The sequence below is a fragment of the Burkholderia savannae genome, from assembly GCF_001524445.2.
Classification (GTDB): Bacteria; Pseudomonadota; Gammaproteobacteria; order Burkholderiales; family Burkholderiaceae; genus Burkholderia; species Burkholderia savannae.
Genome location: NZ_CP013418.1, coordinates 2,436,888 through 2,461,248, shown reverse-complemented (window position 1 = coordinate 2,461,248; position 24,361 = coordinate 2,436,888). Strand labels below are relative to the sequence as shown.

Genomic DNA, 24,361 nt, shown 5'->3' with positions numbered 1-24,361 from the left:
ATTCCCGGTCAGGCAGGTTGGCGATGAGACGCATCGGCGGCGGCCGCCTGATCGGCCCTCGTCGATCGAGCGCTTGCGGCGCCCGCGCTGGCGCTTGCGCCGCGCGCGTGCGCGTCGTAGCCGAGCACGAGGTCGCGCGCGGGGCCGTGATCGAGCCGCTCGCCGAGCCACGCGGTGCGGCCGAGCGCGTGGCGGCTGCCGAGCGCGAGCGCTGGCACTTCGTCGTGTGCGAGCTCGAGCTGCACGTCCCAGCCGAATTCGACGCCGACGTATTCGCGCACCCATTGCGCGAGCTGCCGTGCATGCGCGCCGCCCGGCAGGAACCGCCGGTATTCGTCGAGCGTCAGCGGGCCGAGCACGATCCGCAAGCGCGACTGCGCGTCGCGCACCGCACAGCCGAGCACGGCGCCGCCGAGCCGCTGCGTCGGCCGCGTCGCGCGGATCGCGCAGCGCTGCGCGCGATCGAGCATCACCCAGTGCGGCACGTGCTCGACGATCCGCGCCCGCACGCCGAAGTAGCGCCGCAGGATCTGCACGAGCCCTTCCGGATTGCGCGTGTGCCGCACCAGGTGGCCTGCCTGGAAATACTTCGCGTGCGGCGCGAGCGCGTCCGCCGCGCCCGGCGCATCGCGCGGCCCGATCAGGCTCGCGACGTAGGCGTCGAACCGCGCGCGCGCCGGCCGGTCGAGACTGACGGTCGGCTGCGCGTCGGCCCATGCGCGGTAGAACAGCAGGATCAGCCGATGATGAAAGACGTCGGCGAACGCGGCGAACGTCGGATCGTCGTGTTGCGTCGCGCGCTCGTGCGCGTATTCGGTCAGATGCGACGGCAGCGGCCCGTTCGGCCCGAACAGCCCGAAGCCTTGAATCGCGATGCGCGGGCGCGGGCCGTCGTCGCGCACGCCCGCGAGCATCGCCGCCGCGAACGCGAGCGACGGCGCCTGGCCGAACCGCATCGGCTCGTCGCGCGGCCGCGCCGCGTAGCCGGACGGCGCGTGCTCCGGCGACAGCGCGTCGAGCCAGCGCAGCGCCTGGAACAGGTCGTAGCCGTGCGGCGCGGCGCGCAGGCGGCGCCACCATGCGTCGCGGCGCGCGGCGGCGCTCGCGCTTGCATTCGGAACCAGATTCGGATGCGCGCTCGGGCTCGAACTTCGGTTCGGGCTCGCGTCCTGCTTCGCGCCCGCGCGCTCATGCGCGTGCGCCGCGGGCGAATCCGGTTTCAGGTTCGTCGTCATACCGCGGGCCGCCTGCCGACGCGCGCCGGCCATTGCGCGAGCCTGCCGCGCTGCGCGCTGCTCAGCACGCATTCGGCGAACGAATTGATCGACACGTGCCGCGCGAAGAACTGCTCGATCACCGCGCCGAGCAAGTACGGGCTGTCGCCGGAGAACGCGTGATCGTCGACCGTCACGTCGACCTGCACGCCGCGCCCGAACATCAGCGGCCCCGCGGCGGGCAGCCTGCGGAACACCGGCGTGAACGCGACGCGATGCACGCCGTCGATCTGCCGGCGCATCGCGGCGTCGGCCGGGTCCGCGTGCAGGCCGAGCAGCTCGCGCAGCACGCGCGCGCCTTCTTCGTCGTCGACGTCGGTCAGCGTATGGCGCGCGAGGCCCAGATGGCTGACGAGCCGCCATGCGCTCTGCGCGTCGGCGATCGGCGCTCGCGGCCGCGACGGCCCGCGAATCGCGGCGATCCGCTCCACGGGCGCCGACACGCGCAGCGTGAACGTGTTCGCGTCGCCCGCCGGCAGCAGCAGCGCGAGGTCGCGGTTCGTGCACTGCGTGTCGACGGACAGATAGCGGATCGATTCGTCGTACGGCGCGCAATCGCTGTCGACGAGCGACACGTACGTCTCGCTGCCGACGTAGCCCGTGCGCGTGCCGTTCGCGCGCGCCTGCGCGGACACGAGGCGCGGCTCGCGGCGCACCGTGTAATACGCGCCGTAGTTGCCGTCGTCGCCCGCGAACGATGCGTGGAACGGCCGGAACTCGCACGCCTGCCCGTCGTCGCGCTGCTCGCTCGCGAGGCGCTGCACCGCATAGACCTCGTAGTCGAGCGGGCGGCTGCGATCGACGACGACGTGATGCTCGCGCACGCCCGGACGGATCGGGATGCGATCCGCGCGGCGCGCGAACAGGTTCACGGCCGGCGTGCAATTGAGCGCGAGATGCTGCGCGTCGACGCGGTTCTCGAGCGCCGCGTCGTGCCGGTCGAGCAACAGCGTCAGCTCGAACTCGTCGCCCGTCGCGCGCGCGAGCGCCGGCCGCAGCCCCTCGATGCTGAAGAACAGGAAGCGTGCGGGGAACGCGAAATACTCGCGCAGCAGCCGATAGCCCTGGAAGCCGCGGCCGTCGTCGGGCAGCAGCGCCTGTTCGGCATCGAAGCCCTGATGGACGAGCGCGTGCGCGCCGAGCACGTGCAGCCAGCGCGGCGGCTGGCCCGTATCGTGGCAGACGACGCCGATCGTGTGCCCGGCGATCAGTTCGAGCAGGTGCAGCGCGTCGCGCTCGGGGCCGGCGAGATGGAACATCAGCCGGTCGATCGGCAACTGCGCGAGACTCGCGCCGCCGCGCGCCTTCAGCCTGATCCGCAGCGCGCCGCGCACGTCGCGGCGCGCGGCCGTCGCCGAGCGCGGCAGATACGCGGGCGCGCCCGTCACGGCCGCCGCGGTCAGCTCGAGCGGCCAGAGCGTCAGATCGTGCGCGGTGCGGAACTCGCACGCGGTCTGCTCGGACGCGGCGGGCCGCGCGCGCAGCGCGGTGCCCGCCGGCAGCCGGCAGCCTTGCGCGAGGCTGCCCTCGTTCATCATCGGCGTGAACTGCACGATCGCCATCGACGGAAGCGGCGCGACGTAGCCCGGATAAACGGCGTCGAGCAGCGCCTGCGTGAAGCGCGGAAACTCCGCGTCCATCTTCAGCTGCACGCGCGCTGTGAGGAAGCTGAAGCCTTCGAGCAGCCGCTCGACATACGGATCGGGCGGCCCCGATTCGTGCATCCGCAAGCGCGCGGCCACTTTCGGAAACTGCTGCGCGAATTCACCGCCGAGCTCGCGCAGATAGGCGAGTTCGCGGTTGTAGTACTCGAGCAGGCGCGTGTCCATCGCATCAGCCTCCCGCCGCCGATTGCAGCGACATCGCGCCCGTCTCCAGATCGAGATCGGAGCGCAGCACGAATTCGACCGGATGCGGCACCGACCACAGCGTGCCCTTGATCTCGAACATCAGCACGTTGTGCCGGCGCTCGCCCGCCGCACCGCCCGGCGCGTCGAGCACGCTGCGCACCTCGACGCTGTCGGGCGCGATGCGCGGCTCGAAGCGCACGATCGCATCGCGGATCGACGCCTCGACCGACATCCGCTCGACGCCCGACATCGGCTTGCCGACGAGCGGCCGCATCCCGTAGTTGAGCACCGACGCCTGCGCGTGCGCGAACGCCGACCAGTCGACGAAGCCGTCCTCGCCGTTGCGCGTATTGAGCAGCCACGACAGATCGCGCAGCACCGCCGCGCGCAGGCGCTCGCCGCCGATCGCCTGCGCATCCGGCGGCTCGCTGCGCCGCTGCGGTTCGGCGTCGGTCAGCCGGTCGAGCAGCGCGGGCTGCAGCCGGTCGCGCGCGGCGCGCATGCCGCCCTCCCGGCCGTCCCGGGATCGCACGTCGTCGTCCATGATCGGTCCGCCTCGCGCCGTCACATCTCGGTGTTTTCCTTGATGTTCCAGCCGACCGACACCTCGGCGCCCTTGCCGCCGTTGTCGTTCTGCTGCCAGTACTGCTTCTTGACCTTCGCGGCCTGGAAGCCGTACTGCATCATCAGCCGGTCGGCCGCGTCGCCCGGATCGACGCCCGCGATCTGCGCCGACGTGACGAGCACTTCCTGCAACGTCACGCGCATGAATTCGATCTGCGTGCCGCCCGTCTTGCACGCCGAGATCTCGACGGTCGACAGGTGCTTGCCGTTCGCGCAGTTCTTGATGATCGCCGTTGCGCCCTTGTCCATGTAGGCGGCGACGACGAGATCGTTGAAGCTCGCCTTGCCCGCGTTGCCGCCGCTGCCGCTCGCCATCGCGCCCGGCTGGCTCGCGCCCCACGAGAACGACTGGATGTCGGTCCAGCCCTTGTGCTGTGCGTCGGCCGATTCGCCGGTGACGCCGTCCACTTTCATAAACATTGCGACGCCCATCGATTTCTCCGTCTTGGTTGATTGAGGGATGTCAGTCGAAACTCAGTCGGTTGACGCTCATTCGCCCGCCGCCTTCGCCGACGGCAGCTTCGAGATGAGCCGCAGCGACACGGTGAGCCCTTCCAGCTGGTAATGCGGCCGCAGGAAGAATTTCGATGCGTAATAACCGGGGTTGTCCTCGATCTCCTCGACGACGACCTGCGCGGCCGCGAGCGGCTTGCGCGCCTTCGTCTCCTGCGACGAGTTCGCCGGATCGCCGTCGACGTAGTTCATGATCCAGTCGTTGAGCCAGCGCTCCATGTCGTCACGCTCGCGGAACGAGCCGATCTTGTCGCGCACGATGCACTTCAGGTAATGCGCGAAGCGGCAGCACGCGAACAGGTAGGGCAGGCGGCCGGACAGCCGCGCATTCGCGGTCGCGTCGGGATCGTGATACTCGTCCGGCTGATACAGCGACTGCGCGCCGATGAACGCCGCGAAATCCGAATTCTTCCGGTGAACGAACGGCATGAAGCCGTTCTTCGCGAGCTCGGCCTCGCGGCGGTCGCTGATCGCGATCTCGGTCGGGCACTTCTGGTCGACGCCGCCGTCGTCGGTCGGGAACGTATGGCACGGCAGCCCTTCCACCGCGCCGCCCGATTCGACGCCGCGAATCGACGAGCACCAGCCGTACAGCTTGAACGAGCGGTTGATGTTCGCCGCCATCGCGTACGCGGAATTCGCCCATGTGTAGCGGTCGTGGCTCGCGGCGTCGGTGTCTTCCTCGAAGTCGAATTCGTCGACGGGATTCGTGCGCGCGCCGTAAGGCAGCCGCGCAAGGAAGCGCGGCATCGCGAGCCCGACGTAGCGCGAATCCTCGGACTGGCGCAGGCTGCGCCACGCCGCGTACTCGGTGTTCTGGAAGATCTTCGTCAGGTCGCGCGGATTGGCCAGCTCCTGCCACGAATCCATCTGCATCAGCTCGGGCGACGCGCCCGCGATGAGCGGCGCGTGCGCGGCCGCCGCGATCTTCGACAGCTCGCCGAGCATCTCGACGTCCGGCGGGCTGTGGTTGAAATAGAAATCGCCGACGAGGCAGCCGAACGGCTCGCCGCCGAACTGTCCGTACTCCTCTTCGTAGACCTTGCGAAACAGCGGGCTCTGATCCCACGCAACGCCCTTGTAGCGCTTCAGCGTGCGCGCGAGCTCGTTGCGCGACGCGGGCAGCGCCTTGATCTTCAGCAGCTCGTCGGTCTCGGTGTTCGTGACGAGATAGTGCAGCCCGCGCCACGCGCCCTCGAGCGTCTGGAACTCCTGATGATGCAGGATCAGGTTGATCTGTTCGGAGAGCTTGCGATCGATCTCGGCGATGATCTGCTTGACGCTGCCGTACGCGTCGGTCGTCATGCCGACCGTGTGCTCGAGCGCCTGCTGCGCGAGCGTGCGCACCGCGCGCTCCACCGATTCGCGCGCCTCGGCGGTCTTCGGCTTGAATTCCTTCTGCAGCAGCGCGGCGAACTCGTCGCGCGCGACGACGGGCTGCGCGGCCTCGCGCGCGTCGGCCCGGGTTTGAGCGTGTTCATTCATGGCGAATCTCCGAATCGTCTGCGGCGTTCGCGGCGTTCGCGGCGTCCGTCACCGCCTGCGCGCCGCCGGCGGCGCTCGCCGCGAGCGGCTGACGCACGAGCGACTTCAGCAGTTCCGGATCGTTGATCGCATTCTCGATCAGTTGCTCGGCGCCGTGCTTGCCGTCCATGTACGACAGCAGGTTCGACAGCTCGGTGCGCGCTTCGAGCAGGCGCCTGAGCGCGTCGACGTTGCGCGCGATCGCGGCGGGCGAGAAGTCGTCGATGCTCTCGAACGTCATGTCGACGCTCATCATCCCGTCGCCCGACAGCGTGTTCGGCACCTGGAACGCGACGCGCGGCGCGATCGATTTCATCCGCTCGTCGAAGTTGTCGACGTCGACCTCGAGGAACTTGCGCTCCGGCAGATCCGGCAGCGGCTCGGCCCGCTTGCCCGCGAGATCGGCGATCACGCCCATCACGAACGGCAGCTGAACCTTGCGCTCGGCGCCGTAGGTTTCGACGTCGTACTCGATCTGCACGCGAGGCGCGCGGTTGCGCGCAATGAATTTCTGTCCGCTGGCCGAGGCCTTGTACTTGCTCGTCATCGTCTGCTCCTTCGCATCAGGTTGCGTCGATCATGTCCGCCGCCGTCCCCGGCGGCGCCCCGCATCATTCGCTGCGCTGTCCGCTCAGCAAGTCGAGCTTCGGCAGGCTCTCCGGAGCGAGATCCCGGATGATTTCGTAGAAGTCGAGCGACAGCAGCCGCTGCGCGCGGCGCAGCAGGATCGGCGCCGGGTGGCTCGGCTCGTGCAGCTCGAAATAGCGGCACATCTTTTCGAGGCCGAGCTGCACGTCGTCGCGGCTCGTCACTTCGGCGTCGCGCCAGGCGCGACCGTGCGCGGCGGCGGCCGCGGCCGATGCGCCGGCCGCCGCCGCGCCGCCGTTTGCCGCGATGGCCGCCCCCCCCGCGCCCCCCGCCGCCGCCGACGCGCCCGCCGCATCGTCCGCCCGCGGCGCGGCGGGCGGCGGCAGCGCGTCGCGCACGATCCGGCGCAACGCCTTCTCGAAGTCGCTCGCGTCGGGCGCCCATTCGCCGCCGAGCCGCGACACGGCGTGCGCGCGAATCGCATCGAGCGCGTCGAGCGCGTCGAACGCCGCGCGGAGCGTCGGCTCCGCGCCGTCGCGCGCGCGCGTCAAATCGGCGATCAAGCGCTCGCGTCCGCCCGGATAGGGGTGCTCCGCGCCGCTGTCGTGGGCGTCGCGGGCGTCGAACACGCGCTCCGCGTCGCGCACGCTCGGCCCGCCGTCGAACAGCGCCTGCCGGCGCGCGGCGCGCGCGCAATCGTGCGCGCCCGCGACTTCGGCGAGCGCGTTCATCCGCAGCGTCGGATCGCGATCGCCATCGGCGTCGAGACGCGGATGCACGTCGTCCCACCATCGTTCGAGCATGCCCGCGACGAACGCGAGGCCGTCCGCGTAGCCGGGAATGCCGCGCAGCTCGGTCCAGCTGCGCGCGAGATGCGCGGCGACGCGCAGATCCTTCGTGCGCGCCGACAGCTCGAGCGCGAGACGCTCGACCGCGCCCCAGTCCGGCGCCTCGGCCGGGATCACGGTGTCGCCGTACTGCTGCTCGGGGCGCGGCGTCGCGCTCTCCTGCAGCCGCAGGAAATCCTGCTCGTATTCGAGATTCGCGCCGCACGGCGCATCGGGCGCGACGCCGGCGAGCAACGATTCGATCAGGTCTGAACTCCGCATGGGCCTTCCCGTGGTTGAACCGGCGCCGGCGACGCGCGCCGCCATGTCGACGTCATTCGAACGCATAGTCGATGTTGATCGGTTTGCTGCCCGGATCGATCTTCACCGTGCGCCGCAGCGGCGGCAGCGTGCCGTTGCGGATCTCGATCTGATAGACGCCCGGCGCGAGCGACAGCGCGCGCAGCGGCGGGCTCGCGCCGCGCCTCACGCCACTCACGTAGACGTCGCCCCACGGGCGCACGTGGAATCGCACGGGGATCGTCTCCTGCATATCCGGCGGGCGCTGATCGGCCGCGGCGGCGGCCTCCGCGGCGACGGACGTCGCCGGGGGCGGCGCGACGCCGCTCGCCGGCGAATTCGCGATCACCGTCTCCGTCGCATCGAGGCTGCCTTTCGGCGCGAGGTTCGCGGCAGGCGCGTGCTGCGCGGGCGCGCCGCCGGCGTCGTTCTTCGCGATCTGCGGCGACGCGGGCTGCGCGCCTGGCGAGGTCGTCTGCGAAGGCTGAAGCGCGGCCTCGCTCGTGACCGTCGTCGCGACCGTCGGAGCGGGCGCGGGCGTGGGCGCGGTCGTGTCGGCGAGTGCGGCTGCGGGCGGCGGTGCCAGCGCAGGCGGCGGCTCGCGCTGCGCGAGCACGGACGCTGATGCGGGCGTGTCGCCGGGCGCGGGCGTTGCCGTCGCTGCCGTCGTCGCGGCCGGTGGCGGCGGCGCGCTCGCATTCGTCGCGGCCGGAGACGGGGGCCCGCTCACGTTCGTCGCGGCGGTCTCGGCGGGGCCGGACGGCTTCAGCAGAGACGCAACGCCGATGCCGATCGCCAGCACCGCCGCGAGCGCGCCGCCCGCGTAGGCAATCGTCCTCCGGTCGCGCAGCCGGTTGCGCACGTCGCCGCGCAGCGCGGCCGGGCGCGCCGCAGCGGATGTGCCCGGCGTGGATGCGGCAGACGCAAACGCACCCGACGCAGATGCGGCGAAAGCGGATGCGCCGGAGGGCGATGCGGCCGCCCTCGAAGCGCCTGCCGCATGCCCCGTTCCGGCCGCCGGCATCGCGCCCGCCCCCGCGTTCTCGCGCGCCCCGGTCGCGTCGCGCGCAAGCGGCATTTCGGATGTGCGCCGCCCGTCGGCCCCGGACGGCGGCATGCCGTCGCTCGACGCCGATGCGGACTGCCGCGACGCGTCGCCCGCGACCGGCCGCGCCGGCAGCGAATCCTGCTCGCTCGCATGCCCGCGCGGCGGCGGCTGCGGCGCCGCGCGCTCGACGCCGGACTGCGAGCGCACGGCATCGCGATCGTCCGTCGGACGTCGCGGCGGCGGCGGCGCGGCCGCCGCCTCATCCGGTTTCGCGGCCGCCGCGCCGCGCTCGCCCGCTTGTCGATACGATTGCAATTGCGCTTGTTCCGCGCCGGAACGCGCCGACGTCGCCCGTTCGTCATCGGCCTGCCGATGCTGCGGCTCGGCCGCCGACGCGCCCGGCTCGACGCCGCCCTGCGCGGCGGCGGCCGAACCGGCGTCTGCCTGCCGATGCGGGCTCGACTGTCGCGCGCGCTCGCCGTCGGGCCACGCCGCCGTCGCCGCCGCATCCGCGTTGTCGCTTCGCCCCGCGCCGGACGAACCGGACGCCGCCGCCTGCTCCGCGCCGGAACGCGCCGCGCCCGCGTCCCGATCGCCCTCGGGCTCGCGCGGCTGCGCTTGCGTCGGCGTCGCCGGCATCGGCGACACATAAGGCGGCCGATCGAATTCGCGCAGCCCGAGCTCCGCCGCGAATTCCGCGACCGACTCCGGCCGGTCGGCGATCTTCAGTTGCAGCGCATGGTCGATCGCCGCGAGAAACGCCGGGCTGTAAGGCTCGCGCGCCGTCAGCTCGCGCGCCGCGAGCGGCCGGTAGGTGTCCTTGATGCTGCGCACGACCGCCGCGGGCGGCAGTTCGCCCGCAACCATCGCGTGCATCACCGCGCCGAGCGCGTACAGATCGGTCCACGGCCCCTGGCCGAACGCCGGGTCGTCGGTGTATTGCTCGATCGGCGCGTAGCCCGGCTTGATCATCATCGCGCTGTCGTCGACGAGATCGCCGATCCGTTTGCGCGCCGCGCCGAAGTCGAGCAGGATCGGATTGCCGTCGGGGCGGATCAGGATGTTGTCGAGCGCGATGTCGCGATGAAAGCACTGCGCGCGATGCAGCGTGTCGAGCGCGCCGAGCAGCGCGGCGACGATGTTGCGCAGTTGCGTCTCGCCCATCTGCGCGCCGCCGTCGAGCAGTTGCTTGAGCGTGCGCCCTTCGTAGAACGGCATCACCATGTACGCGGTGCCGTGGCTCTCCCAGAAATGCAGAACCTTGACGAGCCCCGGATGATCGAACTGCGCAAGCAGCCGCGCCTCGTTGAGGAACGCGCTGCGGCCCGCGTCGAACGCCTGCGCGAAGCGCTCGGAGCGCAGCGACACCGTGTAGTCGCCGCCGCGCGTCGCGAGCATCGACGGCATGTATTCCTTGATCGCGACCGCGCGCCGCAGCGTGCGGTCGAACGCGCGATAGACGATGCCGAAGCCGCCGACGCCGAGCACTTCGTCCAGCTGCAATTCGCCGAGACGATGGCCGAGCGGCAGCGGGCGCACCGCGAATTCGGCGGCCGCGCTGCGCGTCACGGTTTCCTGCTCGTTGTCTCTCGAAAATGCATCCGTCATGTGCCACCTCTCGATTCCGCGAACCGCGGCCGCCTCGGGCCGACGCCGCGAGCCGGTCCGTCGCGTGATGGCGCGCGGCATCGCGCGCGCCGTTCCATCCGCCGCCGTTGCGCGCCTTCTTCACTGCGCGCCTTAGTCGTTCGACTTAGCTGTTCGACTTAGCTGTTCGCCTTCGTTGTGCGTCTTCGTTGTGCGTCTTCGTTGTGCGTCTTCGTTGTGCGTCTTCGTTGTGCGTCTTCGTTGTGCGTCTTCGTTGTGCGTCTTCGTTGTGCGTCTTCGTTGTGTGTCTTCGTTGCGCGCCTTCGTTACACGCCGTGCTGGACGCCGCCGAACAGCCGCAGGAACAAGCGGCTGTCCGGCGCGCCCGTGTGCGCGTGCGTGCGCAGCGGCGATCCGTCGGCGCGATTGGTCCACCAGAAGCTCGTCGAGCCATGCGGATCGAAGTACTGTGAAAGCCCGGGCCACGCGGGCGCCGCGGGCGGGCCCGGCAGCGGTTGGGCGAACGAGCTGTCGTCCTCGTCGCCGCTTTCGCCTGCCCCACCGATCTCGCCCACTCCACCGATCTCGCCTGCCCCACCAATATCTCCCGCTCCGCCGATCTCGCCGGTCCCACCGATCTCGCCGGCTCCGCCGATTTCCCCACGCTCACCGGCCTCGCCGCGTTCACCGTTCCACCCCCTCCAGCCGCTTGCGCCTCGCCCGCCGCCCGCGCCGCCGAACAGCGCCGGCTGCACGACGCCCGGCACGAGCCGCACCCGCGCGAGCGTCTGCTCGAGCTGCACCGGCGCGCGCGAGTGCCTGATCGCATCGAGCAGCGCGCTGCCGACCTGCCAGTAAAACGCGTCGGCGACATCGGGCAGCCCGCCCCAGTAATCGGCGGTGCGCATCGGCAGCGTCGCGATCACCGGGTAGTAGCGGCCGACGCGATCGCAGCTCGGCGCGAGGCAGCCGGGCTGCACGCATTGCGCGCCCGCGCCCGCCGGAATCAGAAAGTTCCAGACCGGCGCAACCGTGTAGTAGCGCTCGATTTCGTCAGCGCCGCGCTGGCGCATCGCCGCCATTCCCTGCTGGAGCCAGCGCTCCCACCAGCCGGCGAGCTCGTGCGGCAGCCGGTGGTTGACGAAGTCGCCCGCGCCCGGAATCTTTCCGTACCAGGCGGGCGGCTCGCCGTCGCGGGCGAGCGGCGTCGGCGTCGTGCTCATTGCTTCGGAGGACATGTAAAGGACTCCATCTGCGGCAACCGGAATGGATTGCGGACGCTGCTCGCCGTCACCTGCAGCACGATCGGCTTGCCGTCGACCGAAAATCTCGCGACCATCTGCTCGGGCGCCCGCCCGCCCGACACGCCCGCGCGATCGAACAGCCGATGCAGCGCCCATGGCCCCTCGGTCGTGAAGCCGCCCGCCGCGCCCGACTGCTCGGTCACCTGCAGCCGCACCTGATTGCTGCCGCGCGTGCCGGGCCACTGCACCGCGGTCGGCACCTGCGGGCCGTGCGCGTAGCGGACGATCTGGCCGTCGATATCGAGCACCATCTCCGAAATCGACGGGTCCATTTCGAGCGGCACGATCTCGACCTTGATCTGCGCGGTCCGCGCGCCGCCTCCGAAGTAGACGTCGCGGATCACCGCAGCTTTCTCGAACGCGCCGAGCATCGCGGCCGCCGACGGGTCCGCGTCGGCGTTGCGGTTGTTGAAGCGCCACGGATGCGCGGCCGTGTCGACGAGCGATTGCAGGTTCTTCTGGAAGAAGTCGTCCATCAGGCCGCCCGCCGCGAACAGCTGCGCGAAATCGGACGGCGCGACGTCGCGCGCCGCGCCGCGCGCGAACGGATAGCGCCCGGCGATCGCCTGCCGGCAGAAGTCGCCGACGTTCGCGCCCGCGCGCTGCGCGACGTTGCGCTGCTCGACGCTCGCGACGCTGCCGTTCGCGACGTTCGACAAATCGTCGAGCACCTCGCGAAACGGCGTCGGCAGCCGGCCCGCCTGCGCGCGCAGCCGCGCGGGCGCATCCGACGGCGGCGGCGTCGCGCCGCTGCGCAGCGCGTCGTCGGTCGCGCTCAGGTACGTGTACAGCGCGTCGATCGCCTTCAGCACCGCGTCGAACGACGCCGCCTGATCGCCGCTGCCCGGCGCGAACGTGCGCAGCCCCGCGAAGTGGCTGTCGACGACCTGCTCGGGGCTCGCGGGCGCCGCGGCCGCCGCGCCCGCGTCCGCGCCCGGCTGGCCCGCGAAGATCTGCGCGAGCGAGCTGCGCGCCTCGTCGACCTTGTCCTGCGCGCGCGACGCGAGGTTGCGCGCGCCGCCCGGCGCATCGCCGAGCGGCGTGTCGCGCGCGAGCGCCACCATCAGCCGCGTGAGCGGCGAATCAGCCGACGAGAGCGTGCGCGCCACCTGGATGCTCTGCGTGAGCGTCACCGTGCGCTGCAGGCGGATGTCGGCCAGATAGTCGTCCCAGGTCTTGATGTAGTCGTTCAGATAGAGCTGGCGGATGTCGCGCGCCCACGCGGCGGCGTCGGTCGGATTCGGAATCTCGGATGCGCCGAGGTTCAGCACCCACACCTCCTCGCGCCCGTACGCATCGATCGCGCCGGGCAGGCGCGGCGCGAACACGTTCCGGTAGCCGTTGCGCGTGTAGAAGCCCGGCACGCCGTCGGCGAGGCTCTTGCCGCTCTGCCGCCGATAGACAAGCGACGCGTCCGGCCCGACTGCGCGCGCGACGCTGAAGTCGTACGACGCGGTGCTCGGCCGCAGCGTGCGCGCGAGCTGCCGGTACAGCCGCTGCGAGAACGGCGCTTGCCGCAGCCGCTCGCGGACATCGGCCACGAGCCGCTCGTTCATCGGAAACGGCGACACCGCGACGCGATCGCCGAACAGCGCGTCGAGATGCGCGCGCAGCGCGCTGCGTTGCGCGGACGAGAAATCGGCGGGCAGCGAGCGCTCCATTTCGAGATCGACGACGGCCTGCACGAACGCGGGATCGTAATGCGCGCTGTCGTAGAGCATCAGATACGCCTTCAGCGCCGCGTACGCGTATTCGATCTCGTCCGGCTGCGCGTCGCGCAGCGCCGCCTCCATCCGGCTCGCGGCGATCGGCAGCAGCACGTCGTCGAGCGCGCGCCGGTAGACGGCGTCGCTCGCCTCCTCGATCTTCTCGCCCTGAAAAAGGCCCCAGCGATACGCGAGCGGCGGATGCCGCAAGTCGACGCCGCCCGCGTTCGGCAGGCCGCTCAGCTCGTCGAGCACCGGCAGCAGCTGGACGATATCGGCCGCGCCCGTGAACTTCGCGCGGCCGATCTGCGCGTCGACCGCGGGCACGCGCGCGGCGACCTGGTCGAGATAGTCGCGATTGCGCGAATAGCTGCGCAGCCACCCGAACAGCACCGCCGCGCACAGCAGCACGATCGCCGCATAGCCGACGATCTGCAGCACGCGTCGCCGCTGATGCCAGCGCAGGTTGCTGCCGGCAAGCGCGGCCTCGCGAAAGATGTGGTCCTGCAGCAGCGACCTCAGAAAGAAGCTGCGCCCGCTCGAGCCCGCCTGCGCGGCGGGCGGCACGCCCTCGATCTTCAGGAAGCGCTTGATCCCGCTCATCACGCGGTCGAACGCGGTGCCTTCCTGCGTGCCGCTCGTCAGATAGACGCCGCGCAGCATCGGCATCGGCTCGAAGCTCGACACGGAGAACACCTCGGCGACGAACTGGCCGAGCATGTCCTGCAGATCGGCGATCTGCTGCGGCAACAGATACGTCATCTCGCGCTGGCGCGCGTCGGTCTGCGACGCGAGCAGCTCGGGCAGCCCGTCGTTCAGGCGCTTGTGCAGCAGCCGGTATTCGCGATCGAACGCCGCGCGCAGATCGAAGCCCGGCGCTTCGCTCTCGGCGAGCGGGAACGTGAAGCCCCACACCTGCGCGCATTCGGCGCGGCCGAAGCCGCCGAAATATTCGGCGAAGCCGGCGAGCAGATCCGCTTTCGTCACGAGCAGATACACCGGAAAGCGGATGCCGAGCTGCGCGCGCAGCTCGAGCAGGCGCTTGCGCAGCACCATCGCGTGCTGCGTGCGCTCCGCCTCCGACGCGCCGAGCAGATCCGCGACGCTGATCGTCAGCATCGCGCCGTTCAGCGGCTGGCGCGCGCGGTACTTCTTCAGCAGATCGACGAAGCCCTTCCATTCGGCCTCGTCGAGCGCACGGTTGCTCTCGTGCGTCGTGTAACGGCCGGCGGTGTCGATCAACACCGCGTCGTTCGTGAACCACCAGTCGCAATGCCGCGTGCCGCCGACGCCGCGAATCGCCGCGCGCCCGAACTGCTCGGCGAGCGGAAAGCTGAGCCCCGAATTGACGAGCGCCGTCGTCTTGCCCGAGCCCGGCGCGCCGATGAACACGTACCAAGGCAATTGATACAGATACTGGCGCGACATCCGCTCGAGCCACTGCGGCATGCCCTTGCGCGCGGCGTCCGCGGTGTCGAAGCGGACTTTCTTCAGGAGCGTCGCGGCCTCGTCGAAACGGCTGCGCAGTTCCTCGAGTTGGGCCCGCGCCGGATCGCCCGCCGCGGCGGGCCGCGACGCCGCCTCGCGCAACTGGTTCAGCAGCTGCGCGTTCAGTTGACCCGCGCGCCAGTTGCGCCACGCAATCCGCGCGCCCCACGCGACGAACAGCACCGCGATCGTGACGGCGCGCACCCAGCCGCTCTCGAACGGGCGGACATCGGCGAACGCGACGAGCGGCCCCGCGAGCCAGATGAAGCACGCCAGCACGACGAGGCCGGCGAACGTCCAGATTTCCCGCGAAGGCAGCGGGCGAACGATGCGTGCGACAGCGTGGCTCATGCTCAGGGCGTCTCCTTCGTTGCGCGCGCCGCGTCGCTGCCGGGCGCGAGCATCAGCGTGATCTCGACGCGCCGGTTGCGCGCGCGGTTCGCGGGCGAATCGTTCGGCGCGACGGGATCGAGCGTGCCGCGCCCTTCGGCCGTGATCCGCTCCGCGCGATCCAGGCGCGCGGCGATCAGGCTGCGGACCGCCTCCGCGCGCTCGCGCGACAGGTCCCAGTTCGACGCGAAGCGCGCGGTGTGCACGGGCGTGTCGTCGGTGTAGCCGCTCACGCGCACGCTGCCCGGCACCTTGTTCAGCGCGTCGGCCACGCGCATCAGCACCGGCGCGTAGCGATCGATCACCGACGTCGAGCCCGATTGGAACAGGCCGTCGCCGCGCAGCACGATCACGCTGCGATCGGCCTCGTCGCGCACGGTCACGAGGCCCGCGACGATCTCCGGCTCGAGGAACTTCGCGACGCGCGGCGCGGGCGCCGGACGCGCCGCGGGCTGCGCCGGCTGCAGCTTCGGCACGTGCAGCGCATCGATCGACGCGAACAGCCGATCCGAATGCCCGGCGAGCGCGATGCGCAGGCCCGCGAACACCGCGAAGCCCGCGAGCAGCGCGAGCGCCGCGCACACCCACAGCGGCACAGCGAAGCGCCGCGTGACTTCGCGCGTGACGACGTCGCGCCAGTGCGGCGACAGCGCCGGCTCGAATTCGCCGCGCACCGAGCGGATCGTCTGCGCGAGCTGGCGGCGCACGGAGTCGAGCTGCGCGCGACCGTTGTCGAGCACGCGATAGCGCCCCTCGAAGCCGAGCGCGAGACAGAAGTAGAGCAGCTCGAGCAGATCCAGATGCTGACGCGGCTGCTGCGACAGCCGTTCGAGCAGATGGAAGAACTTCTCGCCGCCCCACGTCTCGTTATGGAACGACACGAGCAGACTGTGCGACGACCACACGCTGCCGCCCCACGGCGTCAGCGCGGCCGCCTCGTCGAGCGCGGTGCACAGGCAGTAGCGCGCACCGATGATCGCCTCGGACGCGACGCCCGCCTGCTGCGCGCGCTCCTCGAACTGCCGGATCTCGACGACGAGATGCTCGCGCAGCCACGCGGGATTCGGATGATGAACCGTCGAGCGGATCTGCGGCACGAGGTTGAGCAGCGGATTCGCCGCCGCGACGAGCGGATTCGTGCCGCTCGCCGCCCAGCGGCCCGGCCTCGGCTGCGCCGCGCCCGCGGCCGCCGACGCGGCGCCCGGATGCACGCCGCCGGGGTTCGGCGGCACGAACCCGCCCGTGCCGGCCGAGAACGAATCGGAAGAAGAGTTCATCGCGCCATCCCGCCCTCACCCGCGAATCGCCCAGAACTCCATCGAGAGTCCCGGAAATTCGCCGGCGAAATGAAATGCGAGGCCGCCGGAGCGTTCGAGCTGCTTCCACATCTCGCCGCCCTTGTCGATCTCGAAATACGTGTGGCCCGCGTGATACGGAATCTGCCGGGGCGCGACCGGCAATTGCCGCATCGCGATGCCCGGCAGCTGCAATTGCACGAGATCGCGAATCCGCTCGACGGGCCCGAGCTTCGCCTGCGCCGGGAAGCGCGCGCGCAGGCTGTCGGCCGGCACGTCGGCGCGCACCGCGAGCACGAAGCCCGCGGTGTCGCGCAGCGCCGGATCGGCGATCGTCGCGATCTTCATCCCGTTGCCCGCGTCGCGCAGCTCGATCTGGATCGCGTTCTGCTCGAGCACCGTCGACAGCGAGCGCCGCAGCTCGGCCATCAGCTCGCCGAAGCTCGTGCGCAGATCGTCGTGCCGATAGATCGCGAGCGTCTGCGGCCGCCGGCCCGCCGCGGTGAACGTGCTCAGATCGCACGCGAGCTTCAGCCAGTCGCAGAACAGCGTCTCCGGATGCGCGGCGACGTCCTGCTGCGCGTGCCACGTGAGCGCCAGATAGCGGTTGACGAGCTGCAGCAGCAGGAAGTCGGCCACTTCGGACACGCCGCCGCGCCCCGGCTCCGACAGGCGCTCGGCGAGCGCCTCGCTGCGCTGCGTCAGCAGCCCGTGCAGTTCGCGCGTGTGGCGCAGCAGCACCGGATCGCGCTGCGCGACGAGCCGCGGCGCAATGTAGCCGTCGTCGACGACGAGGCGCCCGTCGGTGCGCCGCTCGACGACGCGCGCGACGCCGAGCGCTTCCCAATCGCCCGTCAGCTCCGATTCGAGCATCAGGCGCACGTTCAGGCGCCCGGTCTGCAAGAGCGCCGGGCCGAGCGCGACCTCGTTCGCGTCGGCGACTTCGTATTCGCGCACGACGTAGCGCGCGAAGCCCGCGTCGCCGTTGCCGTCGGCATCCGCGCCGAACGACACCTCCTGCGCGCCGCCGCGCCACAGCGGCAGCGCGAGCACGACGAGCTGATCCTTCGCGTCGGCGGGCACGTCGAGCGGCTCGGGCCGATCGTCGGGATGCGCGAGATCGAACGGCGTGCCGTCGCGCATCACGCCGGACGCGGCGTGCAACGCGACCTTGCCGAGCGCGAGCAGCTCGCGGTCGAGCTGCAAATCGTCGAAGCCCCAGTAGAAGCCTTGCAGCGGCAGGCAGCGCATGCCGACGTAGCGCTCCCAATGCCGCTCGAGCTGCTGGAAATGCTGCGGACGCAGGAACATGCCCTCGGTCCAGATCACGCGCTGGCGCAGCGCCGCAGCAGGGGTCGCGGACAATGCCGGCTCGTTCATTGGCGTACTCGCGAATCGCCGCCGAGGCCGATGCCGATGCCGCCGTTCTTGACCGCGATCGACAGCTTCATTTCGCTCGGCGAGGTTTGCCAGAATCGGTACAGGTTCAGTTGCTTCGCGCGCGGCAGCGGCACGGTGAGCCGCCAGCGGTTCTTCTCGAGCACGCGATACTCGGCGACGATGCCGAGCGCGCTCGCGTCGACGTTGCCGCGATAGTGGAGCGTGCGCGCGTCGCCCGGCCGCAGGATGATCCGGTCGATGCCGAGCAGATCCGGGCCGAGCGCGCTCTCCGGCTTGTCCTGCAGCGAGAAGAAATCGGCGGTCTCGAACGCGGACGCCGTCTTCAGCTGGAACACCTTCAGCACGATCGGCGACGGCTTGCGATTGATGTCCGGATTGACGTCGGGCGCGACGTCGAGCGTGATCGAATACGGCACCGCAACGGAACGCTCGGTCGCCCCGCATCCCGAAAGCAGCAGCACGCATCCCAATACGATGTAGCCGCCTGATCGCCGTCGCATTTTATGTGTCATTTCTCGCATCGCAACAAGATGCCCGCCGGCTTCCCCAAGCGGAATCCGGACCGAATTAAAAACAAGTGATGATCTTTTTTAGGTCGATTAATTAATAATTTCCATTTCCTTTCACTGATGTTTCACCCGGAAATTTCATCGAATAGAAAGCCGGGTCAAATCACCAATAAATCCTGGAGAATTGAAATTCCTGGAAATTCGAGTAGCTGAATTACTTCCTGACAATGCCTGACATCATTCACGGGACTGATTCGTTGCGGCCGCCCGTTCCAAGTTCGCGAACGCCAGCCGGGTAGACGCGACGCACCTCGCCGCCGCCTGGCGCGGACGGCCCTGCGCGGAGCCTATTTCGTGCCGAGCCCTTTATGCCGCCGGATGGGCGGCGGGCTTTTACGCACTGGGATGAGCACGGCCAAACAACCGACGAAAACAAAAAGCACATCGAACTATAGGTTCAACTTTCGCGCTTCACAAGGCATGGCCCGGCCGAGAAGCGGACTTTAATCAGACTTATTGTTTCAAGATGAAACAAAAAGTAACAGCCGGTCCATTTCCAATTATCGGAACTAGAATCCAACAGCACGGCGCGCCACCCTTTCCCATTCACTTAAAACCGTCAATTCAAGAATGAAAGGCCGATCGTCGCTTTATATTTTCCTTGGCTTTTTCTTGGCGGGGATTGGCGGTTGCGGCACGAATTCCCCGAATTCCCCGGCTTCCCCGATTCAGACCGCTGCGCAGGCCACGGTCGACGGCGCGCGCGCCGCCTACGACGCGGGCGACTACGGGCGCACGATTTCGCTGCTCGGCGCGCACGCGCGCGAGATCGACGGCGCCGACGCCAACACGCAAGTCACCGCGCACAAGCTGCTCGCGTTCAGCTATTGCTTGAAGAGGCGCGTCACGCAATGCCGCGCCGAGTTCTCGAGAATCCTCGACATCAATCCGCGCTTCGATCTGTCCCCTGCCGAAAAGGGGCATCCGATCTGGGGGCCGGCGTTCGAGGCCGCGCGTCGCAAACATGCGTCGTCCTGAACAAATCGGTTTCCAGGCGAACGCTTCATCCACTGAACGACGTATCGACATGCAACTGATCGTTATCGAACACGCGGGCGAGCCGGTCGGCACCGATGACCGCAACGCCGTCGTGTTTCATCCGCCGGGCGGCACCATCGGCCGGGACAGCGACAATCATCTCGTGCTGCGCGACGACACGCGCCAGATCTCGCGCCTTCAGGCGTTGCTGCAAGTGGGCGACGACGCGTGCCTGCTGAAGAACCTGAGCAGCGTGTCGACGATCGAGGTGAACCGCGTGCCGATCGGCTATGCGCAGGCGCAGCGCCTCAACATGGGCGACATCATCCGGATCGGGCCATATCTGCTGCGCGCGGAGCCCGACGATGCCGCGATCGAGCGGACCATCGAAGCGTCATCGGCGGCGGGCGCTCCGCCCGCATCGCGCATGGACGCGAAAGGCGCGGGCAACAAACTGTGGGGCCTGCTGCACGACCGCTTCGGGCTCGGCAGGACGCCCGCCGGCGGCGACGAGTCCGGCGCGCGGCCGGCCACGGCCGCCGAGCGCCCCGGCGCGGCGCGGCGCCCGGATGCGTCGGCCTGCGCCGCGCCGTGCGAGCTGCATCAACTATCGACCGATCCGCTCGACCTGTTCGCGCAGCCGCAAGCCGGCCTGGACGCGCCGGCGGGCGGCGCGCGGGACGGCCATCGTCACGCGCCGCCGCCCGCCGCGCAATCGGATCACGCGCCCGAATGGACGCATCACGTCCGCGTGCAGCCCGCCGCGACCGCGGCGCAGCCGGATTCGACGCCGCACGCGCGCGCCGCGAATTCCGCCGACGCGGCCGGCATGCCCGCGCGCGCGCGCGCATCGACGCCCGCAAAGCCCGCGACGCCCGAGAACTTGCTGCAGGCGTTCTTCGAGGGCGCGGGCCTCGACACCGCGGCCGAATCGCATCGCTGGTCCGCCGAGCAGCTGTTCATCGCGGGGCAACTGCTCGCGCTCTTCGCGAACGGCACGGTCGAGCTGCTGTCGTCGCGCAGTATCCTGAAACGCGAAGTGAAGGCCGACATGACGATGCTGCTCGATCGCGAGAACAATCCGCTGAAGCTGCTGCCGGACGGCAGCGCGGTGCTGCGCCAGATGTTCGGGCTGCCGCTGCCGGGGTTCATGTCGCCGCAAAGCGCGGTGTCCGACGCGTTCCAGGATCTGCACGCGCACCAGATCGGCATGGTGGCCGGCATGCGCGCCGCGTTGATGGACCTGTTGACGCGCTTCTCGCCGCAGCGCCTGCGCGAGCGCGCCGTCGCGCCGCAGTGGTACGAGAAGCGCCTGCCCGCGCTGTACAAGGCGCGTCTGTGGGACCGCTATGCGACGACGCATCGCGACACGCTGTTCGCGATCGAAGACGATTTCGCGTCCGTGTTCGGCAAGGCGTTTCTGGCCGCGTACGATGCGGAAGTGGAAAGCTATCGCGGGCGCGGCAGAAGCTGATTCGCCTTCGTCGACACGGCGAATTCCGAAGGTATCCGAAGCAGTCAGTCGCGCGCCTTCGCGCGCACGACGATCTGCGCGAGCGCATCGCGCTCGATGCGCTCGAGCGACGCGCGCGCCGCATCGAAATCTTCCGGCGAGCACACCTGATGCGCGAAGCGCGCGCGCAGGCGCCGCGTGATCTGCACGACGCGCGCGGGCGCATCGAGCACATAGTGCGATTCGTAATCGACGAAGCGGTCCCGCACTGTCGCGTCGGCCGGCAGATCGGTCACGCTCGCGTCGTCGGGCAGCGCGATCTGCGCAGTCTCGTCGAAGTCGCCGCCGATGCACAGCCACGGCTGCGTGCGCACGGGCTCGTCGAGCCAGCCCTGCACCTGCGTCGCGATGCCGCCCGACAGGCTCGACAGCGCCGGCAGCGCGGTCGTGCCGTCGGGCCACATGAAGTGCTCGAGCGTGCCCGTCATCGACGTCGAGAACGGCCCGCCCGTCGCATCGCGCGCGCTCGCGCCGAGCTGCGCGGTGCCGCGTAAGCCGCTCTGTCGCAGCCGATCGATCGCGAGCTGCCGCACGCGCTCGCGCGCCGCCTGCCTGAACACGCTGCGCTCGAGCTCCGCCGTCCAGCCCGCATCCTCGACGTAATACTGATAGCGCGCGGTCCCGCCCGGCGCGACGTCGATCCGCAGGCGCGCATCGCGCGCGCGCGGCTGCGTCGCGCTCGTGCGCGACAGCACGCCGTCGTCGACGAGGAGCGCCGGCCGATCCATCACGACGGGCGGCAGATAGCCGAACTCGACGCCGCCGACCGTCGTGTCGGCGAAGAGCCCGAGATCGGGCAGCCACGTGATCGCGTGATTGATCGCGCTGCCGCCGTAGCCGGGCACGGCGGGCAGCGTGTAGACGGGGCCGAGATTCAGCAGCGCCGGCTCGCTGCGTATGCCGAGCGCCGCGAGCAGCGCGCCGAACAGCGCGACATGATCCTTGCAGTCGCCGTAGCGGTTGCGCAGGATGTCCGTCACCTTGTGCGGCGCGGCCGCGGTCTCGCCGAGAAAGAGCGCGACGTAGCGCACGTTCATGCGCACCCAGTCGTAGATCGCCCGCGCCTTCGCGCGCGGCTCGGACGCCCCCGCGCTCGCGACGATCGATTCGGCGAGCCGCGCGACGGCGGGATCGGCCGCGGTCGCGTCGACGGCCGCGACGCGATAGCGCTCCGCGAACGACGCGAAATCGCGCAGCGTCGATACCATCAGCCGATCGCCGTACGTCGCATAGCCGACCGAGCCGCTCTCGATGCGCGGATATGGGCCGTGCCGATAATCGAATGCGTAGCGCGTGCGGCCGTTCTCCGTCACCGGCGCTCGCGCGACGTAGCCGCGCGCGTCCGCGTAGAGCGGCATGTCGGCGGGCAGGTCGAAGATGAGGCGCTGCGCGTCGACGGGCATCCGCGACGGCGCGACGAAATAGCCGAAGAACCCCGGATCGCGCGGCTTCGTGCGCGACTTGCGAAACACGAGGCGCGTGCGCGCGTGCGCGTCGACGCCCGGAAAGATCACCGAGCGCAACACGCCGTTCTCGAAGAACGGCGCGCCGGCGGAGCGCGGCTCCTCGACGTCGCGAATCGCCTCCGGGCCGACCGGATGCGCGACGCCGGCGCCGTCGATCGTCTCGGCCTTCAACAGCTCGACGCGGTCGATGTCCTTGTTGAACCACACGTAGCGCTGCGCGACGTCGTCGATGCCGCTCGCGGTGTTCGCGCGCAGCGTCGAATCGTCTTCTTCGTCGACGGAGCCGTCGCGCTGGACGACGAACACGTGGACGTCGCTGACGACGGTGGCGGGCGCGGCGTCGGCGGCGCCCGCATCGGCGTCGATCGGCGACGCGTTCGCGCAATGGACGACGAGGCCCGAGCAGGCGACGCAAAATAATCGGATCAATCGAACGAAATCGGACATCGCAGCGGGCGGGCGCGAGTGACGGGGCGAATCGCGGCGGCGGGCCGACACGGATGAAAACGCTCCGCCCGTCCGTCGATCGAAGCCAGTTTGGGTCGCGCGCCCGCACGCGTCAAGGCGCGCGCCGCACCGGCCTCTCGCGCCGGCCGATCGGGGCGACGCGCGACGATTCGCGTCGACGCGCCGCCGGTCCGGATGTCCGTTTTCCGAATAAAGTCACCAACGCATTCGGTGAAGTAAAAATCATCAATTTCACCATCGAACACAATCAGATCGACAATGAAAAATACGGCAACAACGCCCCCTTGATTTCAAGGTGGACGCATGATAATTTCCGGCCCGCTGCCTCGGATGAATATTATTGAATATCTCTTAAAATACGCACGCGGTTCATTTAACTGCCATGAAAAAGATCGTCATAGTCGGCGCGGGGATTGCGGGATTGACGCTGGCGCTCTCGCTGCACGCGCGGGGCCTATCGGTCAAGGTATTCGAGGCCGCGCCGCGCATCGAGCCGGTGGGCGTGGGAATCAACATCCAGCCTTATGCGACGCAAGTGCTTCACGAGCTCGGGCTGCTCGAAACGCTCGCCCGCCAGTCGGTAACGACGAAAGAGATGGTGTTTTTCACGCGGCACGGCCAGCGCATTCATTCGCTTCCGCTCGGAAAATATGGTGGCCATGATTTTCCGCAACTTTCGATTCACCGAGGAATACTTCAACTCGTTTTGCTGAAGGCCGCAACCGAACGGCTCGGCCCGGATTTTCTCGTTACCGGCCATTCGTTTATCTCCCTCGCGCAAAACGAACGGTCCGTAAAAGCGATTTTTTCCAGCGCGTCGACCAACGCGGGCATCGTGAACGTGGAATGCAACGCGCTGATCGGCGCCGACGGCGTTCACTCGAATGTGTATCGTTCGCTCTATCCGGACGGCCCGCAAGCCGAAGGCAACGGCGTGCTCATGTGGCGCGGCGTCACGATCGCGCCGCCTTTTCTCACCGGCGCGAGCATGGTCCGGGTCGGCGTCCCGTCGCACGGCAAGCTCGTGATCTATCCGATCCGCAACCAGGTCAACGCGCGGGGCGATCAACTGATCAACTGGGTCGCCGAGCTGGACGAGGCCGTCTACCGCGACGGCTCGAACGCCGCACCGGGAAACGACAAGGATTTCATCCGCTTCTTCGCGTCGAGAACGTTCGACTGGCTCGACGCGCCGAATCTGCTCGAACGCGCGGCGTGCCCGATCATCGCGATGCCGATGGCGGATCGGGACCCGCTGCCCCGCTGGCAGAGCGGACGCGTCACGCTGATCGGCGACGCCGCGCACCCGATGGTGCCCGTCGGCTCCAACGGCGCCGGGCAGGCGATTCTCGACGCCCACAGCCTCGGCAAACGTCTGGCCGAAACGCCGGACGTCTACGAAGCGCTGTCGATCTACGAGCACGACCGGCGAACGTACACGTCGAACATCGTGCTCGGCGACCGGCTCGATCTGCCCGACCGGTTGATCGACGAAGTCGACCGCCGCAGCAACGGCGCGCCGTTCTCGGACATCGACGACATCATCGAACGCGACGAAGCGAGCACGCTCGCGCTGCCGGATTATCACGGCCGCCCGCTCGCGCCGGCGCAAGCGAACGCCGCGTGACGCGCCCGCGCATCGCCGGAC

Annotated in this window: 18 protein-coding genes; 4 read left to right on the top strand and 14 right to left on the bottom strand. The window is 69.6% G+C overall.

Features of this window, described 5'->3' with window-relative positions; all coding sequences use genetic code 11:
* Positions 1-8: 8 nt before the first annotated feature.
* The 13 genes from tssG to tssJ form a co-directional block, all read right to left on the bottom strand.
* Positions 9-1,268: a type VI secretion system baseplate subunit TssG gene (tssG, locus tag WS78_RS31875; protein WP_059576686.1), complete on the bottom strand. Its 1,260-nt coding sequence runs from the start codon at positions 1,266-1,268 to the stop codon at positions 9-11.
* Positions 1,232-3,103 (bottom strand): type VI secretion system baseplate subunit TssF, encoded by a 1,872-nt coding sequence (tssF, locus tag WS78_RS31870; RefSeq protein ID WP_059576689.1) that lies wholly within the window; start codon positions 3,101-3,103, stop codon positions 1,232-1,234. Before tssF ends, tssG begins: the two co-directional genes overlap by 37 nt.
* Before the next feature lie 4 nt (positions 3,104-3,107).
* Complete coding sequence (gene tssE, locus WS78_RS31865; protein WP_038746309.1) at positions 3,108-3,668, bottom strand: type VI secretion system baseplate subunit TssE; 561 nt, start codon at positions 3,666-3,668, stop codon at positions 3,108-3,110.
* Positions 3,669-3,688: 20 nt separating this feature from the next.
* Complete coding sequence (locus tag WS78_RS31860) at positions 3,689-4,180, bottom strand: Hcp family type VI secretion system effector (protein WP_038746052.1); 492 nt, start codon at positions 4,178-4,180, stop codon at positions 3,689-3,691.
* A 57-nt stretch (positions 4,181-4,237) separates the two neighbouring features.
* Positions 4,238-5,746, bottom strand: coding sequence for a type VI secretion system contractile sheath large subunit (tssC, locus tag WS78_RS31855; RefSeq protein ID WP_038746050.1), 1,509 nt, complete (start codon positions 5,744-5,746; stop codon positions 4,238-4,240).
* On the bottom strand, positions 5,739-6,332 hold the full coding sequence (gene tssB, locus WS78_RS31850) for a type VI secretion system contractile sheath small subunit (RefSeq protein ID WP_059576693.1): 594 nt from the start codon (positions 6,330-6,332) through the stop codon (positions 5,739-5,741). The genes tssC and tssB overlap by 8 nt, the downstream gene beginning before the upstream one ends.
* A gap of 64 nt (positions 6,333-6,396) precedes the next feature.
* Complete coding sequence (tssA, locus tag WS78_RS31845) at positions 6,397-7,482, bottom strand: type VI secretion system protein TssA (RefSeq protein WP_059576696.1); 1,086 nt, start codon at positions 7,480-7,482, stop codon at positions 6,397-6,399.
* Between the two features lie 52 nt (positions 7,483-7,534).
* The gene (locus WS78_RS31840) at positions 7,535-10,156 is read right to left on the bottom strand and encodes a serine/threonine-protein kinase (protein ID WP_059576699.1); all 2,622 of its coding nucleotides are present in this window, start codon (positions 10,154-10,156) and stop codon (positions 7,535-7,537) included.
* Positions 10,157-10,461: 305 nt separating this feature from the next.
* Positions 10,462-11,358: a type VI secretion system-associated protein TagF gene (tagF, locus tag WS78_RS36695; protein ID WP_059576702.1), complete on the bottom strand. Its 897-nt coding sequence runs from the start codon at positions 11,356-11,358 to the stop codon at positions 10,462-10,464.
* Positions 11,355-14,984, bottom strand: coding sequence for a type VI secretion system membrane subunit TssM (gene tssM, locus WS78_RS31830; protein WP_059576704.1), 3,630 nt, complete (start codon positions 14,982-14,984; stop codon positions 11,355-11,357). The genes tagF and tssM overlap by 4 nt, the downstream gene beginning before the upstream one ends.
* A 2-nt stretch (positions 14,985-14,986) precedes the next feature.
* A complete protein-coding gene (locus WS78_RS31825; RefSeq protein ID WP_038746037.1) occupies positions 14,987-16,300 on the bottom strand; it encodes a DotU family type VI secretion system protein in 1,314 nt (437 codons plus the stop codon).
* A 15-nt stretch (positions 16,301-16,315) separates the two neighbouring features.
* Positions 16,316-17,698, bottom strand: a complete 1,383-nt coding sequence (tssK, locus tag WS78_RS31820) for a type VI secretion system baseplate subunit TssK (RefSeq protein WP_059576706.1) — start codon at positions 17,696-17,698, stop codon at positions 16,316-16,318.
* Positions 17,695-18,219: a type VI secretion system lipoprotein TssJ gene (gene tssJ / locus WS78_RS31815; protein WP_038746033.1), complete on the bottom strand. Its 525-nt coding sequence runs from the start codon at positions 18,217-18,219 to the stop codon at positions 17,695-17,697. Before tssJ ends, tssK begins: the two co-directional genes overlap by 4 nt.
* Before the next feature lie 639 nt (positions 18,220-18,858).
* Between tssJ and WS78_RS31810 the strand changes: the two genes are divergently transcribed.
* Together WS78_RS31810 and tagH are read left to right on the top strand one after the other, a co-directional pair.
* Positions 18,859-19,266, top strand: a complete 408-nt coding sequence (locus WS78_RS31810; RefSeq protein ID WP_059576709.1) for a TssQ family T6SS-associated lipoprotein — start codon at positions 18,859-18,861, stop codon at positions 19,264-19,266.
* Between the two features lie 49 nt (positions 19,267-19,315).
* A complete protein-coding gene (gene tagH, locus WS78_RS31805; RefSeq protein WP_059576712.1) occupies positions 19,316-20,740 on the top strand; it encodes a type VI secretion system-associated FHA domain protein TagH in 1,425 nt (474 codons plus the stop codon).
* A 44-nt stretch (positions 20,741-20,784) separates the two neighbouring features.
* Here tagH and WS78_RS31800 read toward each other — a convergent pair whose 3' ends face one another.
* On the bottom strand, positions 20,785-22,692 hold the full coding sequence (locus WS78_RS31800; protein WP_059576716.1) for a DUF3857 domain-containing protein: 1,908 nt from the start codon (positions 22,690-22,692) through the stop codon (positions 20,785-20,787).
* A gap of 53 nt (positions 22,693-22,745) precedes the next feature.
* Between WS78_RS31800 and WS78_RS36690 the strand changes: the two genes are divergently transcribed.
* Both WS78_RS36690 and WS78_RS31795 read left to right on the top strand, forming a co-directional pair.
* Positions 22,746-23,057 (top strand): hypothetical protein, encoded by a 312-nt coding sequence (locus WS78_RS36690; RefSeq protein ID WP_156437368.1) that lies wholly within the window; start codon positions 22,746-22,748, stop codon positions 23,055-23,057.
* Positions 23,058-23,095: 38 nt separating this feature from the next.
* Positions 23,096-24,340: a flavin-dependent oxidoreductase gene (locus tag WS78_RS31795; RefSeq protein ID WP_059576719.1), complete on the top strand. Its 1,245-nt coding sequence runs from the start codon at positions 23,096-23,098 to the stop codon at positions 24,338-24,340.
* Positions 24,341-24,361: the final 21 nt, after the last annotated feature.